A 16,612-nucleotide genomic window follows, 5' to 3' on the forward strand; every position below is an offset into this window, starting at 1 on the left:
AGAGAATACCACAAAAATCAGCAATGATTTGAAGACAAAGGAACTATATCGTTTGCAATAAAAATATCATAATTTATGCAAAAGGAGCGACGATAAAGGGGCAAGGTTGACTTTAATAATTATCGCAATATATTTTACGCTATACAGCCCTATTAAAAGCGAAACTGTAGCTTATGCCTACGTACCGCTTGACAGGCGTGTCTACATTGACGAAGCAGGTTATATAGATGTTCCTTCAGCATTAATGGAGTTAGCAACAGAAACAAATTGGCATGCGCCAATAAGGGAGATATTGGGATTGCCTTCTGCGAACGTATTGAGAATAGTACAAAAGGGGACGCAAAAGTTTGCAAGGATAATAATTGGAGTAACAAAAGGAACATACGGAGATTTTCATGGTCTTTACGATGATTATTATATAAGTGAAGCAGAGTTGGCGGAATTGGAGCAGGCTATCAAAGAAACAATCGGGAACATGACAACTCCTTTTGTAACTTTAAGGTTGGTCGAGGTTTACCCTGCTAAGCGCGGAAAAGTAAATAACATGCAGGTTATCGCCTCTTACATAGTTGCTCAAAATGTAGTCGCTGGCAACACTAATAGGCCATACATTTTAAATTGGGTATATTGTTTTGAGAACAAAGACAGAATGATTTTCTTGTTTATTATGTACCGTGACACAGAAAAAGATATTTGGGAACCTGTTATGCGTGATGTATTGAAAAGCTTCAGAATAACAAATGTTATAAATTAACAAGGACGTGGCAAAATGAAAAAGGAATGGTTCAGCATTGACGGACGTCTTGCGCGCAAAAAATTTATTTTCAGATGCATCATTATCTATATCTTAGGTGTTTTTGTTGGAATGTGCGCACACACAATAGTTTGTACTATTTATTTCTTTGGATCCGAATATGATTCGTCACTATTTCCCGAAATTGCCCAAATTACCGGGCAAATTATCGGGGATAGTATCAACCTGATTCTCATTCCGATTTTGGCAAAAAGGTGGCACGATCTAAACCGGTCGGGAATGTGGATTATTACTTTCTTTCTTATTCCAATGCTTTCTTGGATACCCCTGTTGTTTTTCAAAGGCACCACTGGCTCCAACCGCTACGGCGAAGATCCCCTTAGCCGCTCTCCGTCCCCCAATCCTTAGTTAGTTGCCCTGCCCATAAAACTTTCTGCGCCTACTGCGGCCAGAGAAAGGACGGCGCTCCGGATCTCGGCGCGTCCTTGGTTGGTGGTTCTGTCCATGAAACAGAAAAATGCAACCTCTAAAATCCCTGTTTCAGATTGGCTCAATTAATAATTATGCGAAGCATTTCCAATAAATATGTTGTCTTTGAGTTGTATTCTTACGATTTTAGAATGGATTTTATATTTCCAAGTTCCTTGCCGCCAGGTGCGTTTTTCCTCAGATCCATGCCCAAAGGCCACAGGAAAAAAGGCGGCCGTTTATTAAAAAACCTGCCGTATCATCGGACAAACCATATCGTTACCGGAGCATAACGATTTTGAACATCATTGCTTCGTCATGGCTCGGCCAGTTGACCTTTTCGGTTCCGTTCCCGCGAATTTGCCTTGGCAGGGGCCATGACAATTCTCAGCCGGCTATTTTGCCGATTTTTCAAGTGAGCCGCCAAGTTCGGACAAGCCTCTGAAGTTACGTGTCTCCACCAAAAAAATAGATTTGCCTTCCCATTTGATCCGCCACTTTTCGATTGCTATTATAGTGTGCTTTGGCGTATATTATGTCAGCGGTTTAAAAAAGGTTTTTGGATGTTGCCTTATATGGTAAATTGCTTAATGTAAAACACTAACAAAAAAACACTTGATGATGCAGGAATAGGTATGGTAAATAGAGTAAAGTTTGCTGGCAACAGGTTTGCAGAAGGAGCTTGGTTATTATGGCAAAGTCAAAAATCAAGGAGCAATTAACACCTTTATTAGTAGCAATACTGATGCTCTTTGCTGTTGGAAGTTATTTTTTTGTGTCCACAAAAATAAGTACGGAAACGGAGACTGCGCCAGTTATAGTGCAAGAGAGGGTGTGGGAACGTAACGAAGGGCGAGGCTATCACGGCGATTTGTATTCAAGAAGAACAGTAATACCTATTGTAGAAGATAGGAAATATCCCGACTCCGCCGCTAAAATAAATGCCTGGCTACGCAAAAATGCTTTTGGTTTTTTAGATAATGATAATGTGCAGGATGGCAAGTATGATGCCCCGAAAGAAAAAACGGATGATGAAGTTCGCAGGGCAATAGGGACACAACTAAAAGAATGTACGCATTCTCATGATTTTGATGTAAATTATGAAGTAGAATACAATAAAAACAGCCTTTTCTGCATACGAAAATCAAACCTTCGGAGTTTTGCAAGAGCCGGTGGCAATGGTAGCAGGTTTTGGAAAGAAACTCTTATGATGAACATAGAAACGGGGGAAACATACGAATACTGGGAAAAATTATTCAAAAAACCTGACGTTGCCCGAAAAAGGTTAAATGATTGCATCAATGAGTTGATTCTTTCATATGAAAGGACTGCAAATGAAAGTCGCCCAGATAAATTTAAAAACTATGAACACATTGCAGATACATTCAAGAAAAGCGAAGAAAAGGTGTTTTATAGGCCTATGGATCGTGATTATGAGACTAAGGCTGTACATGCCAGTTTTTATATAGACGAAAATGCGTTGGTACTTTATTATAACCCTTCTCATGACAATATCCCGGTGCACAGAGTAGAGGGAATAATTGAGTTTCCCATCCCTAAAGGAAAGATAAAAGACTTACTTGTAGATGAGATAAGGGATAAATGGTTTCAGGATGCATAGAAAAACACATCCGCTCCTTACATCGAATTGCTACAATTAGCAGTTGCTTAAAAGATTGCGTCAAAAGTTGCGGCCCATAACATCCGAAATAAGTACGAAAGGGTGAACGGGGATTGGATGAAATAATGATAGCGGAATTTATGGCTGATTTGGAGCGCTACGGCAATGCTATCGTGTCAAGGAATTCTTATCAGGCGGTAAGAAGTGACTTTAAGGCCTATTTGCAGCGCCGCTACCCGCACAACAACCACATCGGCTCGACCGTGTCAATGGCATTCTTTTCGCTCAGGCACGGGGCGGACTTAGGGGGATTGAATTTTGCCGATCTGCTGTCCGGCGCTACGCCGCCGGACAGATATAAAGCCGCGCTTGAGGCTTATTTTGCTTCGCGGGGACGTATAAACCCAACCAGCGACGCATCGACATATGGCAACGCGTTGATGTTGTTTCGCGAATACCTCAAAAGTGATGATGCGGCCGATCCGCCTCAACCAGGCATTATAGACCCGCCCCCGCCGCCGGCAGAGAATCCCGTAGCTACGCCAAGTATAGAGGTGGTTATGCGGTTCCTTGCTCAATGGTACGCCTTGCCGAACTATACCGCGCAAGAAAGAGCGTTGTCGCAACTTTTCCACGAAACCTATCCGCTAAATACGGATTTGCGCCACGTTCTTGTAAAGTGTTCCGTACTGAATGATTTTTACGGAACTAAGATATTCGGCGTATTTCCGATTGCCCGGCACATCGTGGATTTGCAGATAGATGATCGGCTCTATGCGGGCGACCAAACGCTTGTTGACGATATTGCCCGTGTTGAGGTGCGCAGGAATTATTCATTTGCCACCAAGTATTGCAGCCACCACCAGCCGCAGCAATTCCCGATTTATGACTCTTATGTCGCTAAGATGCTCGACTATTTTAGAAGACGCGATGGCTTTATGGCTTTCGCGCGGGACAACTTGCAAGATTACCCCATATTCTGCGAAGCTATTTATGCTTTCCGAACGCATTATGGACTTGGCGAATTTAGCATAAAGGAGATTGACCGGTATCTGTGGCAACTAGGCAAAGAACATTTTTAAAGAAAGCAAAAAAGTGATGAGCCAACAATGAGGGCAGCTGCAAAAAATTTACAACGAGGGCCACAAAAAAGAGTAGCCGCATAATGCCTCGCAATATTTTTGATTGAAAGGGGAGGTGGCAAGATGACGGTCATGAAACTCCGAGAAATAAAGTGTTCGGTGTGCGCAAAGCCAAGCGAGCAGTTCGTAGTCCTTTCGTACACCATTTTTGGTAGTAGTGGCTTGGATGGCTATCGCCCTCTACCGTTCTTGCCTCAGCTATGCCCTCATTGCGGATACGTTGCGGATTCTCTTGATATGCCATTGCCAATCGACAAGTCGTTTCTTGATACGAGGAAGTACTTATATTTTGGCAAAACACCTCTCTGCAAAGATTTGCAGAGACTTCTTAAAATCGCGAGGATCAAAGAGCAAGCGAAACAATACCGTGATGCCGTAGACAGATATATCCATGCCGCAGGATGGGCTCATGAAGAGGGGAATGTTTACTGGTCAAGAAAGGCGGGGAAATTGGCCGTGAAGAATATTGACATTCTCCTTGCCGATGAAAACGCCGACAACAAGGTAACATTGAACCTTCAGCGCGCTGACTGGCTACGCCGAACCGGCGACTTTGAAACAGTTATTCGCGATTATGAAAATGCCGAGTATCCACCGGACGAAAATGGCAGCCTGATGAGCGACATCATGCGGTTTCAAGTACAGATTGCAAGAGCGAAAGACAATAGTTGTTATACCATCGACAGCGTTACGGTAAGCCGTCCCGTGCCTATGGCGTGAAGCCGTCCCCGCCGGCGGGGCGAAATTGGCGGACGCATGCTCGTTGGCAATACATGTAAAAGTTTGCCATCTCCGCATGTTATCGTTGCTTCGCAAAGCGCGGCGGAAACGGCGCGTGAGTTTTAGCGCAAACCATCGGTTTTTGTAACTGCCCCGCGGGACATTCCGCCTTTGGAATTTACGCGGCGCAGCCTGTCGAAACAAGCGCGGTTCGGGAAGATGGACAGTACGGCAAGCTCCGCGAAATGCGGGTAAACCGGCAGCCGCAATTTTTTTGAGGAAGCCTGGCGATCTTTTGCGGCAGACGCGGCCGCCAAACAGAGGGCAAGGAAAAGTTTTGCCCCGATACGGCAGGGAGCCGTTTTTGTTGACATAGCGTTGCGTTATGGAAACGGAGGTAACTATTCATGGCTTTTTGCGCCAAATGCGGCAGCAAAGCGGGCGAAGGCGCGAGCTTTTGCCCTAAATGCGGCAATCCTCTGGAGACAGCGGCGCCGGCGGCCGGCAAAAAAAGCGCCGTCAAAATACTGCTGGCGGTGGCCATCGCTGTAACCGCCCTCTTATCCGCAGTTGAGTATTATTGCGTATCCTCCGGCGTCGCGGCGGGAAACAGCATCAGCGCGGGTATGGCGCATACGCTGGCAATCAAGAAGGACGGATCGCTCTGGGCTTGGGGATGGAACGGCAAGGGTCAATTGGGCGACGGCACAAAGATCGCCCGCAACGCCCCGGTCAAGGTCATGGACGACGTGACCGGCGTCGCGGCGTGTTTTGCACATACGCTGGCGATCAAGAAGGACGGCTCGCTCTGGGCCTGGGGAGATAACGTATTTGGTCAATTGGGCAACGGCACGAACACTAACCGCAACGCCCCGGTCAAGGTCATGGACGAGGTGGCCGCCGCCGCTGCGGGTGAGGCGCATACGATGGCGATCAAGAAAGACGGCTCGCTCTGGGCTTGGGGATATAACGTATTTGGTCAATTGGGCGACGACACGAACACTGGCCGCAGCACCCCGGTCAAGGTCATGGACGACGTCGCCGCCATCGCTGCGGGGTCTGATCATACGCTGGCGGTCAAGAAAGACGGCTCGCTCTGGGCTTGGGGAGATAACAGAGAAGGTTCATTGGGCGACGGCACGAAGATCAACCGCAGCGTCCCGGTCAAGGTGATGGACGAGGTGGCCGGCGTTGCTGCGGGTTCTGGCCATACGCTGGCTATCAAGAATGACGGCTCGCTCTGGGCTTGGGGAAAGAACAAATACGGTCAATTGGGCGACGGCACGGAGATTAACCGCAACGCTCCGGTCAAGGTGATGGACGAGGTGGCCGGCGTTGCGGCGGGTTTTGGCCATACGCTGGCAATCAAGAAGGACGGATCGCTCTGGGCCTGGGGAAGTAACCATTTAGGTCAATTGGGCGATGGCACAAAGACCGGCCGTAACGCCCCGGCCAAGGTTATGGATGGCGTGACTAATGCTGCGGCGGGTGGCTTGTATACGCTATCAGTCAAGAAAGACGGCTCGCTCTGGGCCTGGGGAGATAACAGAGAAGGTTCATTGGGCGACGGCACGAACACTAACCGCAGCACCCCGGTCAAGGTCATGGACGACGTGGCCGGTACTGGGGATTCTTTTCATGCGCTGGCGATTAAGAACTACGGCTCGTTCCGGGCGTGGGCAAGTAATATAGCCGGGCAATGGGGCATCGGCGCGGGGACTAACAAAAACGCCCCGGCCAAGGCCGCGGACGGCACGGCTCGGGATGCCCGGCGCTTTGAAGAAGCCATCCCGTTGCCGGACATCCACAGCGAAGAGGCGGTAAAAAGCGCTGTGCACAAATTTTACAACTACATAGACAACCAGCAATACCAGGCGGCCTACAATTGCTTCTCGCCCCGCTGGCGGTCGCTAACGGCTTATCAAGGCTGGGTGGACGGGTTCCGGACTACTATTTCCAACTTTTTGGAGTTTGTTCAGGTACAAAGAATCGACAATTTTACCGCCACCGTCCATTTCCGCCTGCGGGCGCGCGACCGGGACAACAACAGGGTCCTTGTGCAAGTGTTTGAAGGCAAATGGGATTTGGTGCTGTCAAACGGCGAATGGCTGTTGGACGATCCCAATATCAGGAGAATAAATTACTATTATGATTATAAAAACCTTCAAAATAATAGCCGCCCTGGTTTTGCTGCTGGCGGCCGGCGGGTTTTTGCTGGACGCATTTCTCTTGGCGCCGGCAAGGACAAGAGACGCGCAAAGCCCGGCTGAACCTGCCGCCGCCAAGCCGCCAGTCCCGCCCAAAGACCCGCTGCGGGAGCGGGCGGAGGCAATCTTGGCCCAAATGACCGCCGAGGAAAAGATCGGGCAATTGTTGATTGTCGGCGTTGACGGCACGGAGATAAACGATGCGGCGCGCCTTTTGCTGCAAAAATATCACGTTGGCGGCATCACTCTCTTTGATCGCAACATGAAAACGCCTTCCCAAACGGCCGCCCTGGTCAACGCCTGGCAAGCGGAAGCAAAAAAACAGAACGGCCAACTGCCCTTGTTTATCTGCATCGACCAAGAAGGCGGCCTGGTTACGCGCATGGAGGACAGAGTTTCGCCTGTCCCCGCGCAAGAAGACATCGCCCAAAGCAAAAAGCCGGGCGACGCTAAGTTTTGGGCGGAGAAAACCGCCGGGGAACTCAAAGCTATGGGGATCAACGTAAACTTTGCGCCGGTAGCGGATTTGGGCGGCGCGTACAAGCGTTCCTACGGAACTGACCCCGCGCTTGTGGAGGCTTTCGCCAAAGAAGCGGTCAAAGGCTATCAGAAAAAAGGGATTATAGCCTGCCTCAAACATTTCCCCGGCATCGGCAAAACGAAAGTGGACCTTCACGTTGAGCCCGACACGATAGACGACAGTTTGGAAGTGCTAAAAGGGAAGGACTTGCGGCCTTTTAAGAATATTATCCGCACTTTGGACAACCGGGCCTTTTTTGTCATGGTCTCCCACATGAAATACTTGGCTTACGACAAAGAATTCCCGGCGAGTTTGTCCGCAGCCGTGATGAAAGGCTTGCTGCGGGAAGAGTTGGGCTTCAAAGGGCTGATCGTAACCGACGACATGGAAATGGGCGCTTTGACAAAGGCATATTCGTTTGAGGAAATGGGCCTGCGGGCAATAAAGGCGGGCGCCGACATAGTGTTGGCCTGCCATGACCTAAAGAGTCAGGCGGCTGTTTATGACAGCTTGCTGGACGCTTTGCGCGGCGGTTCTTTGTCCAAAGAAGAAGTGGACGGGAAAGTTCTGCGCGTCATCATGACAAAACTCGCCAAACTTAAATTCCGGAAAGCCAACCCGGCGACGGCGGAGAAGATCGTAGGGAAACAATAACGGCAAAGCTGTTGATGGCTCAAAGCAAGGCGGGAATGTTTTTGTTTTCATCCTGCGGCATGTAAAAGGAGGCAATTGATCATGGCTTTTTGCGCCAGCGGTAATCTTATAGGGGTAACGGCATCTGCGGCGGCCGGCAAGAAAAGCGCCGTCAAAATACTGCTGGCGGCGGCCGTCGCTATAGCTGCCATCCTGGGGTATTATTGCGTATTTTTCGGCGGCGCGGCGGGAAACATCATCAGCGCGGGTAGCAGACATACGCTGGCGATCAGGAAGGACGGCTCGCTCTGGGCTTGGGGATATAACGGATTTGGTCAATTGGGCGACGGCACGAATTTCGACAGCCGCAACGCCCCGGCCAAGGTGATGGACGAGGTGGCCAACGTCGCGGCGGGTGGCGCGCATACGCTGGCGGTCAAGAAAGACGGCTCGCTCTGGGCCTGGGGAAGAAACAAATACGGACAATTGGGCGATGGCACGGAGATCGACCGCAACGCCCCAGTCAAGGTCATGGACGAGGTGGCCGGCGTCGCGGCGGGGTTTGCACATACGCTGGCGATCAAGAAGGATGGGTCGCTCTGGGCTTGGGGAAATAACGAATGCGGTCAATTGGGCAATGGCACAATGATCGACCGCAACGCCCCGGTCAAGGTGATGGACGAGGTGGCCGATGTCGCGGCGGGTGGCGCGCATACGCTGGCGATCAAGAAAGACGGTTCGCTCTGGGCTTGGGGATATAACGGAGACGGTCAATTGGGCGATGGCACGCAGATTAACCGCAACGCCCCGGTCAAGGTCATGGACAAGCTGTAACCTGCCCTTTGCTCCAGCTGGGCGCCTTGCTTTGCCCGGGCGTGCCCCATTGTATTTATACAATCATACAAAATTTGCTTAGATAGTGTCGTCAATAGATGGAAGACCATATTGCAATGCAGCGCACTGGAACTGCCGCCAAAAAGGAAGCCGTGTTTTTTGCGTAGCGCGTGGCAATGCCACGCCAACGCTTCAGCGCGAGGAACGCATTCTCCACCAAGTGGCGCAACCTGTAAAGATATGCATCGCAATCCCGTTTCACCATCCGGTTCTTCTTCGGCGGGATTGCTACTTGCATTCCCGCCTTTTGTGCCGCCTCCACTATTGCGTTTGTGTCATAGCCACGATCGGCCGGCAGCGCTTCGGCCTAAATGCCTTCAATCAGTTTGCCGCCATATTAGACTTCCTGCGCAACCAAAAATGTGATATACTCATTATATGAAATACGAAGGAACAGCCAAACTATCCAATCAGGATTTTCGGCGTCTAACAGGGGCAAAGCGTACGACATTTGCGAAAATGGCGGAGATCCTATCTGTTTCAGAAAAGGAAAAGCGGCGCAAAGGCGGACAAGCTCCACAATCACGACATTTCGAGCCGGCGTGTGCGCAACGAGCATGTGATTGGCTTTGCCAAGCGGTTCAGAATTGTTGCCGAACGTACCGTAACCGTAGGGAAGTTTTGCTCGCCGCCCCAACTTGCTTTGCGGGTTGTGTAGTTTTGGCAGAGCCATTTAAGTCGCACGGGAAGTCTAAAGTTGGACTGGAAGAAGCCGCAAATTGAATATCGACCAAACAAGTCGACCCAGCAAAGCCCACAAAATGACTGCAGGCTTTGCGCAAGCCTTGGAGCGGGAGCGGCGCAAGTCGTCGGCAAGGGCCAAGGTCGAGTATGCGTTTCTGCTCATAAAACGCACATTTGCTATCGCAAAACGGTATGCAGGGGCATAGGCAAAAATCTCCACAGGCTGCACATTTTGTTTTGCGGCGCGAACCACTTGATGTGCGCGAGGTCGGTCGCCCGGCTCATACAGGGCGAGGGGGCGAAGTGCGCCCTTTTAGTGCCGAAAGGGCAGATTGCGAGGTTGCAACTGCCTGGTTGGGCAGGTTTTGTGTTTCGTTTGCATGTTTTGCCATAAAGATTTCCGGCATTGGTTTTAATTGGCCTTTTAATCAGCAGTTACTTAAGGTGTTGACATTGCTTTTATAAGTATAAATAAGCAATTATGCAAGGAGGCCTTGAAATGGGCATGTCTGTTTTGACCGCGCTGATCAACGAAATGCTTATGGGCTTTACAGGCCTGAGTTCTAACCCTAAAATGATCGTCATGTGGCTTGTGGGGTTTTTGCTCATCTACTTGGCAGTATGGAAAGACTATGAGCCCACCCTGCTCCTGCCGATGGGAGTGGGGGCACTATTGGCTAATATTCCAGGGTCTTCGGCCGTAGCGCAAACTCCCGGGGAAGAAGGGTTTCTTTTTTATCTTTATAATGTCGGCATAAAAACAGAACTTTTTCCTGTACTTATATTTGTAGCGATAGGCGCCATGTGCGATTTCACTCCGCTCATGCGCAATCCCTCGGTAATGCTGTTCGCCGCGGCAGCGCAGTTCGGAATATTCGCCACAGCCCTCGCCGCGACGCTGATGGGTTTTCCTTTCAATCAGGCGGCCGCCATCGGCATCATCGGCGCGGCGGACGGCCCTTCCACTATATTTGTCGCCAGCCGGTACGCCGAGGAAATATTGGGGCCATTGTCGGTGGCAGCTTACTGCTATATGGCTTTGGTGCCGGTGATTCAACCGCCGGTTATCCGGTTGCTGACGACCAAGGCGGAACGCTCCATCAAAATGAGTTGTGAAGGGGAAAAACCCATCTCCAAAAAAGCAAAGTTCCTTTTCCCCATCATGGTAGTAATGGTAGCCGGCGTCATTGCGCCCATATCGGTGGCTCTAATTGGCGCCCTGATGTTCGGCAACATAATAAAAGAGTCGGGCGTCGTGCCCTCCTTGGCGCGGTGCGCTGAGAGCGAATTGTCTAACCTCGTAACGCTCTTTTTGGGCATAACCGTAGGCGCGACCATGCACGCGGACAAGTTCCTGAATGTGCAAGTGCTGATGATCATGGGGCTGGGCGCGGTGGCCTTTGTGTTTGATACAGTAGGGGGAGTGCTTTTCGCGAAAATCCTGAATATTTTCTCCAGCAAGAAAATCAATCCGATGATAGGAGCCTGCGGCATATCGGCTTTTCCCATGTCCGGCCGGGTCATAGCGAAAATGGCGTTAAAGGAAGATCCTTCAAACTTTATCATACAACATTCGATTGGCGTGAACGTGGCTGGGCAAGTGGCATCGGTGGTGGCGGCCGGGGTCGTGCTGGCGCTCGTTCCGGCGCTTCAGAAAATGTTGGGGGTGTAATCTCTAATGGAACCTACCGTAAAGGCCGCCTCTCTGATGATGATAGCGGCGTTGCCGACTATGTTTCTGGTCATAGCGATATTCATCGTTTGTACCAACCTGCTTGTCAAAGCCTTCCCCGCCAGCGGCGAGGATAAGTAATGCGCGAGAAAACAAAGGGGGCCGTTAACAATCGCCGGCGGACGTTGCGGCGAAAGATTTCCCCTTCCGGCAAGGCGGCAAAAAACAGCACTGCCGGAGTGTGCCGCTGACTTTTGCAAACATTGTCCAAGCGGAAAAAGATTCGGCGCAGCGCCGCAATGGATTACATGTCATATAAAATTGGCCGCAAAGCAACACGGCAAACCAGCCGCAAATATGCCATGATTTTGGCTATGGGACAGCTTTACTCGTTTGCCCACCATTTTTCGCCCGCCAGACGATCAAGGACAATCGCCGCCGCCGAGCGCACGCTCAGATGGTTGTAGGGCGATGCGCCTTTGATCGGTTGCAGGATATAGTCAAAACCGCTCATGGCGCTTTTTTCAATCCCCCACCCTGTGCCGAAAAGCAAAAAAAGCGGGCTGGTTGCCGTTTGCGCGATTGCGCGCAATTCGGCGCACGAAATGGCGCCGGCGCATTCCCCCGCCCCCGTAGTTACCGTTATCGGCGGACAGCCGGCGATAGCGGTTATATCTTGCGCCGCGCTTTTTATATCTTGCGCCAGTTCGACTGTTTTTAAAGCCTGATTGCGATCGGGGTTGTATATTTTGCCATAGCCGTTTTGCCAAAAATCCAGTATTTTGGCCACAATTTCCCGCTGCACGGCCAAAGGATGCACTATATAATATTTTTTTGCGTTATAAGTCGCGCAGCTCCTGGCTATGTCGTGTATGTCGAAGTTGGTCACGGCGGTCGTTACCACCTGCATATGCTTGTTGTAAACGGGATAATGCACAAGCCCGAGATAAAGGTCAGCCGTCTCCGCCACCCGCCCGTTCTTCTTCTATTTGCCGCAAAAGCGCCTCGTCGCCCGGCTGCAGGCGGGCGTTCGCCCAAAGATCCGGCCGCAGCCGCCGGGTTTTCGCCAAGGCCATCTTGCGCCGCCAGCGGGCGATTTCGGCGTGATTGCCTGACAGCAGCACCTCCGGCACGTCGCCGAAATCGGCGTGGGCCGGTCGTGTGTATTGCGGATATTCCAAAAGGCCGTCAGAGAAGGATTCCGCTGCCGCGCTTTCCGGTTTGCCCAGCACTCCCGGCAGCAGCCGGCAGACGGCATCGCTGACGGCCATAGCAGGCAATTCTCCGCCGGTCAGTATATAATCGCCGAGGGAGACGCCGAAGTCGGCGAACTGCTTTATCCGCTCGTCAAATCCTTCGTAATGTCCGCAGATAAAAATAAGCGCATTCTCTCGCGCAAGGTTTTTGGCGACATTTTGGGAAAAAATTTCACCGTCCGGCGAAAGCATTACGGCCGGTGCCGCAGGCAATTGCCGTTTCGCCTGCCCTATAGCCTGTATGAACGGCTCCGCTTTCAACACCATGCCGGCGCCGCCGCCGAAAGGCGCGTCGTCCACGGTATGATGCTTGTCTTGGGCAAAATCCCGGGGATTGATGAAAAAAACTTCAATCGCCCGGTTTTTTACCGCCCGGCCCAACATGCTGTAAGAAAAATTCGCGTTTATAAAATCAGGGAAAAGCGTTATAAACAAAATTTTCATCAATCCTGCTCCCAGAGCGGAGGGTCAACAATCATCCTGCGCCCGGGCAGGTCAGTTTCCCTGACGACGGTTTTCAGCGCCGGCAAAAGCAGATCTTTTTTCCCCTCCTTCTTTACCACGTAAACGTCATTGCCGCCGGTCGGCAAAACCTCCGCCAGCCGCCCCAGCGGCGCGCCGGACAGGTCAAACACCTCGAGCCCGATCAGGTCTTCTATGTAATAGCGACCTTCGGGCAGATCCCCGATCTGCCCGCGCGCTAAAAAAATCAGGCGCCCCCTTAATTCTCCGGCTGCATCCAAGTCATTCACGCCAGCAAATTTCACCAAGATAAATTGTTTGTGAAAACGCCTTGTTTCAACAGGCAACCAGCCCCGCCCTTCCACATAAAAAGACGATGCGCCGTCAACCTGTTCGGCAAATTCGGATAACCTTATAACACGAACTTCGCCCCGCACGCCGTGCGGGGCGGCTATCCTGCCTACTTCCACCTTGCGCGCCCGCCCGTCCGTCCCGTCACATCCGGAAAGCAACGATCACGCCATCTTCCAAAAGTATTTCCGCGCCCGTACAGCGGCGAAGATTGTCGCCGATTTTCAAGGTAAACATGCCGTCCAGCATGCCCCTTGATATTTCAGAGCCAAGCTCCAGGCGTTCGAGATGTTCCAACTGTTCCATGGTGTCGCGGATAAATTCTTTGCGTTTAGAGCGCTCCGCTTCAAGGTGGGCATAAAGCCTGGGCAATTCACTGGCGTTTAACCTGGACTGCTCGGCGATCGTCCTTTTTTCTTGAAAATCCATCTGCTGCAATTCCAAATCAGCGTTTTTCAACGCTTCGTTCATTTCCGCCTTCAGCCGTTCTTTAAAATCCGGCGTAAGGCGCGCTTTTATATGCACAGGTATCCTAAGCGTCATCTCTTCCATAATCGAACAATGCCCCTGTCAAATAATTTCCACCGCTGCTTTTACGTTTTCGCGTGTAGCCACCGCTTTGATAAGCGTACGGATAGCCTTGGCCGTCCTGCCCTGTTTGCCAATCACTTTGCCCATATCGTCGGAATCTACGCTTAACCGCAGAATGACGGACGTTCCTTCAACTTCTTCTTCCACAGATACTTTATCAGGGCAAGTTACCAAAGATCTTGCGACATGTTCCAGCAATTCTTTAAGCACACCGCTCACTCACTTTCTTTTTTAGCATTTTTGGCATCGTTCCATTTGGAAAGGACGCCTTCCCTGCTAAACAGCGATCTGACCGTATCTGTTGCCTGCGCGCCTTTGCCCAGCCACTCAATAGCCTTGTCGGCGTCGATTTTTACTGCCGCCGGCTGTTTTTTGGGGTCATAATAACCAATGGTTTCAATAAAGCGCCCATCGCGCGGTGAACGCGAATCCGCGACAACAATACGATAAAAAGGCGTTTTCTTCGCGCCCATTCTTTTCAGCCTGATTTTTACCGCCATAATTTCACCTCCTTAAAAGCCAAGTTTATTTCATAAAAGGCAATTTGTTCAAGATGCCTTTTTGTGAAAACGACGACATGCCTTGCAGTTGTTTCATCAATTTCCGGCTTTCCTCAAATTTCTTGAGCAACCGGTTGACATCCTGCACTTTTGTGCCGCTGCCCAGCGCGATACGCTTGCGCCGGCCGCCGTTTATTATGCGGGGATCGCGGCGCTCTTTCCTGGTCATGGACTGAATGATCGCCTCAACATGGGCAATTTCTTTTTCGTCCACTTCCGTATCTTTGAGCTTGCCGGAAATGCCCGGTATCATTCCCAAAATTGATTTGAGCGAGCCGAGTTTTTTTATCTGCTGCATCTGCTCCAAAAACTGTTCCAGCGTAAATTCCTCTTTGCGGAGTTTTTTTTCTAATTCCTGCGCTTTTTCCAAATCAACCGTTTTTCCGATTTTCTCAATCAGGCCGAGCACGTCGCCCATGCCAAGTATTCTGGATGCCATGCGGTCAGGGTAAAAGGGTTCCAAAGCGTCAAGTTTCTCGCCCACGCCGACAAATTTGATCGGCCGGCCGGTAACCGCTTTGACGGAAAGAGCCGCGCCGCCCCTGGCGTCGCCGTCCAGTTTGGTGAGGACGATCCCGTCAACGCCCAGTTGCCCGTTAAAAGCTTCGGCGACCGTAACAGCGTCCTGTCCGGTCATGGCGTCCACCGCCAGAAGGATTTCCTGCGGCTTGACTGCGGCCTTTATATCCTGCAATTCCCGCATCATTTGTTCGTCTATATGCAAGCGGCCGGCCGTATCCAATATCACTATGTCGCGGCCGGCCAAGAGGGACTGTTTAACGGCGTTTTCGGCGATTTCAACCGGCGATGCGCCCGTGTCCATAGAAAACACCGGCAAACCGAGCTGTTCCCCCAATATCTGCAACTGCCGCACCGCCGCCGGACGATAAACATCGGCGGCAGCAAGCAGGGGTTTTTTATTGTCTGCGGCAAAAAACTTCGCGAGCTTGCCGGCGCTCGTGGTCTTGCCCGAACCTTGCAGCCCTACCAGCATGATCACCGTCGGCGGGCGCGACGACATTGCGATCTTGCTCTGCGCGCCGCCCATCAGCAGCGTCAACTCCTCGTTGACGATCTTTATTACCTGCTGCGTCGGCGTAAGGCTTGCCAAAACTTCCTGCCCGACGGCGCGTTCTTTTATTTTCGCAATAAAATCTTTTGCCACCTTGAAATTGACGTCGGCTTCCAGAAGCGCCACGCGCACCTCGCGCAGAGCGTCGCCTACCTCTTTTTCGGTCAGCTTGCCTTTGCTTCGCAGTTTTTTGAATATACCCGTGAGTTTTTCGGACAATCCGTCAAACGCCATTTTTTACTCATCGCCTTCCTCGATCATATGCTTGATCTTCGCCCGCGCCCGCTCAAGCGCCGGCGGGACGGTTCCGGCCTCTTTTGTCGCCTGTTCTATCAGCGACGCTATTTCGGAAAGGTTCCCCTTCTCTTTGCTGCACCGGCCGGCCAGCCCAAGTTTGTTCTCAAAATCATTCATCGTCTCAACCGCTCTTTTTATAATATCATGCACGGCCTGCCTCGACACGCCAAAATTCTCCGCGACTTCGCTTAGCGACAAATCATCGAAATAATGCTGCTCAATGCATTTTCGCTGGCGTTCGGTCAACAGTCCGCCATAAAAATCATACAGCAGCGTTACCTTTAACATTTGCTCAATCATCGCATACCTGACAAGTATTTTTACTTTACGGACGGATTATAATACACAAACAAGCAAGCTGTCAAGTATTAGGTCTTGTTTAAAAACATTTGCTTAAAAAATAGCGATAGCCACGAGAAACACACAGTCCCTGTAGGTCGCCCGGCGGGGCAGTATTTTGGGGGAGAGCATTTACTTATAGATAGATTAATGCTATAATGATGTCACCGAGGAGGTGCCATTATGGTGCCATGTAAAAACTGCAAGTCGGAATCAACGGTAAAAAACGGTATTGTCAGAGAAAAACAGCGGTACAGATGCAACAAGTGCGGTTACAATTTCGTTGAAGGCGATGACAGGACGAATGAAAAGATTGCGGCAAAAAAGGCCATGTGCGTACTTTTGCATTCCCTTGGCAAAGCCTCATTC

18 protein-coding genes and 1 pseudogene are annotated in these 16,612 nt (G+C 50.8%); 10 read left to right on the plus strand and 9 right to left on the minus strand.

What is annotated here, in order from left to right; genetic code table 11:
• The first annotated feature begins 106 nt into the window (after positions 1-106).
• The 8 genes from LBO03_09780 (at position 107) to LBO03_09815 (ending at position 8,899) form a co-directional block, all read left to right on the plus strand.
• The gene (locus LBO03_09780) at positions 107-754 is read left to right on the plus strand and encodes a hypothetical protein (protein MDR3349864.1); all 648 of its coding nucleotides are present in this window, start codon (positions 107-109) and stop codon (positions 752-754) included.
• A gap of 15 nt (positions 755-769) precedes the next feature.
• Positions 770-1,162, plus strand: coding sequence for a DUF805 domain-containing protein (locus LBO03_09785; GenBank protein MDR3349865.1), 393 nt, complete (start codon positions 770-772; stop codon positions 1,160-1,162).
• Between the two features lie 751 nt (positions 1,163-1,913).
• Complete coding sequence (locus tag LBO03_09790; protein MDR3349866.1) at positions 1,914-2,843, plus strand: RsiV family protein; 930 nt, start codon at positions 1,914-1,916, stop codon at positions 2,841-2,843.
• A 125-nt stretch (positions 2,844-2,968) separates the two neighbouring features.
• Entirely contained in the window at positions 2,969-3,925 is a 957-nt protein-coding gene (locus LBO03_09795; protein ID MDR3349867.1) for a hypothetical protein, read from the plus strand.
• Between the two features lie 123 nt (positions 3,926-4,048).
• Entirely contained in the window at positions 4,049-4,705 is a 657-nt protein-coding gene (locus tag LBO03_09800) for a hypothetical protein (protein ID MDR3349868.1), read from the plus strand.
• Between the two features lie 407 nt (positions 4,706-5,112).
• Positions 5,113-6,975 (plus strand): hypothetical protein, encoded by a 1,863-nt coding sequence (locus LBO03_09805; GenBank protein ID MDR3349869.1) that lies wholly within the window; start codon positions 5,113-5,115, stop codon positions 6,973-6,975.
• Positions 6,857-8,086 (plus strand): hypothetical protein, encoded by a 1,230-nt coding sequence (locus LBO03_09810; protein MDR3349870.1) that lies wholly within the window; start codon positions 6,857-6,859, stop codon positions 8,084-8,086. The genes LBO03_09805 and LBO03_09810 overlap by 119 nt, the downstream gene beginning before the upstream one ends.
• Positions 8,087-8,167: 81 nt before the next feature.
• Positions 8,168-8,899, plus strand: coding sequence for a hypothetical protein (locus LBO03_09815; GenBank protein ID MDR3349871.1), 732 nt, complete (start codon positions 8,168-8,170; stop codon positions 8,897-8,899).
• A gap of 91 nt (positions 8,900-8,990) precedes the next feature.
• Here LBO03_09815 and LBO03_09820 read toward each other — a convergent pair.
• Positions 8,991-9,284 (minus strand): annotated as a pseudogene (locus tag LBO03_09820) (transposase).
• A gap of 864 nt (positions 9,285-10,148) precedes the next feature.
• On the opposite strand from LBO03_09820, the gene LBO03_09825 reads away from it, so the two are divergent.
• Positions 10,149-11,315: a sodium ion-translocating decarboxylase subunit beta gene (locus tag LBO03_09825; GenBank protein MDR3349872.1), complete on the plus strand. Its 1,167-nt coding sequence runs from the start codon at positions 10,149-10,151 to the stop codon at positions 11,313-11,315.
• A gap of 385 nt (positions 11,316-11,700) precedes the next feature.
• Here LBO03_09825 and LBO03_09830 read toward each other — a convergent pair whose 3' ends face one another.
• Genes LBO03_09830 through LBO03_09865 form a run of 8 tightly spaced genes read right to left on the minus strand, consistent with a single transcriptional unit; the run spans position 11,701 to position 16,204 of the window.
• Complete coding sequence (locus tag LBO03_09830) at positions 11,701-12,285, minus strand: RNA methyltransferase (GenBank protein MDR3349873.1); 585 nt, start codon at positions 12,283-12,285, stop codon at positions 11,701-11,703.
• Positions 12,269-13,015 (minus strand): tRNA (guanosine(37)-N1)-methyltransferase TrmD, encoded by a 747-nt coding sequence (trmD, locus tag LBO03_09835; GenBank protein MDR3349874.1) that lies wholly within the window; start codon positions 13,013-13,015, stop codon positions 12,269-12,271. The genes LBO03_09830 and trmD overlap by 17 nt, the downstream gene beginning before the upstream one ends.
• Entirely contained in the window at positions 13,015-13,545 is a 531-nt protein-coding gene (rimM, locus tag LBO03_09840; GenBank protein ID MDR3349875.1) for a ribosome maturation factor RimM, read from the minus strand. The genes trmD and rimM overlap by 1 nt, the downstream gene beginning before the upstream one ends.
• On the minus strand, positions 13,529-13,936 hold the full coding sequence (locus LBO03_09845; GenBank protein MDR3349876.1) for a YlqD family protein: 408 nt from the start codon (positions 13,934-13,936) through the stop codon (positions 13,529-13,531). The genes rimM and LBO03_09845 overlap by 17 nt, the downstream gene beginning before the upstream one ends.
• Before the next feature lie 18 nt (positions 13,937-13,954).
• Complete coding sequence (locus tag LBO03_09850) at positions 13,955-14,185, minus strand: KH domain-containing protein (protein MDR3349877.1); 231 nt, start codon at positions 14,183-14,185, stop codon at positions 13,955-13,957.
• 5 nt (positions 14,186-14,190) lie between these two features.
• Entirely contained in the window at positions 14,191-14,475 is a 285-nt protein-coding gene (rpsP, locus tag LBO03_09855; protein ID MDR3349878.1) for a 30S ribosomal protein S16, read from the minus strand.
• 25 nt (positions 14,476-14,500) lie between these two features.
• The gene (gene ffh, locus LBO03_09860) at positions 14,501-15,841 is read right to left on the minus strand and encodes a signal recognition particle protein (protein MDR3349879.1); all 1,341 of its coding nucleotides are present in this window, start codon (positions 15,839-15,841) and stop codon (positions 14,501-14,503) included.
• Between the two features lie 3 nt (positions 15,842-15,844).
• Positions 15,845-16,204 (minus strand): YlxM family DNA-binding protein, encoded by a 360-nt coding sequence (locus LBO03_09865; protein ID MDR3349880.1) that lies wholly within the window; start codon positions 16,202-16,204, stop codon positions 15,845-15,847.
• A gap of 222 nt (positions 16,205-16,426) precedes the next feature.
• On the opposite strand from LBO03_09865, the gene LBO03_09870 reads away from it, so the two are divergent.
• The coding region (locus LBO03_09870; protein ID MDR3349881.1) for a hypothetical protein at positions 16,427-16,612 on the plus strand (186 nt) is incomplete at its 3' end.

This window comes from Acidaminococcales bacterium (genome assembly GCA_031290885.1).
Taxonomy (GTDB): Bacteria; Bacillota; Negativicutes; order Acidaminococcales; family JAISLQ01; genus JAISLQ01.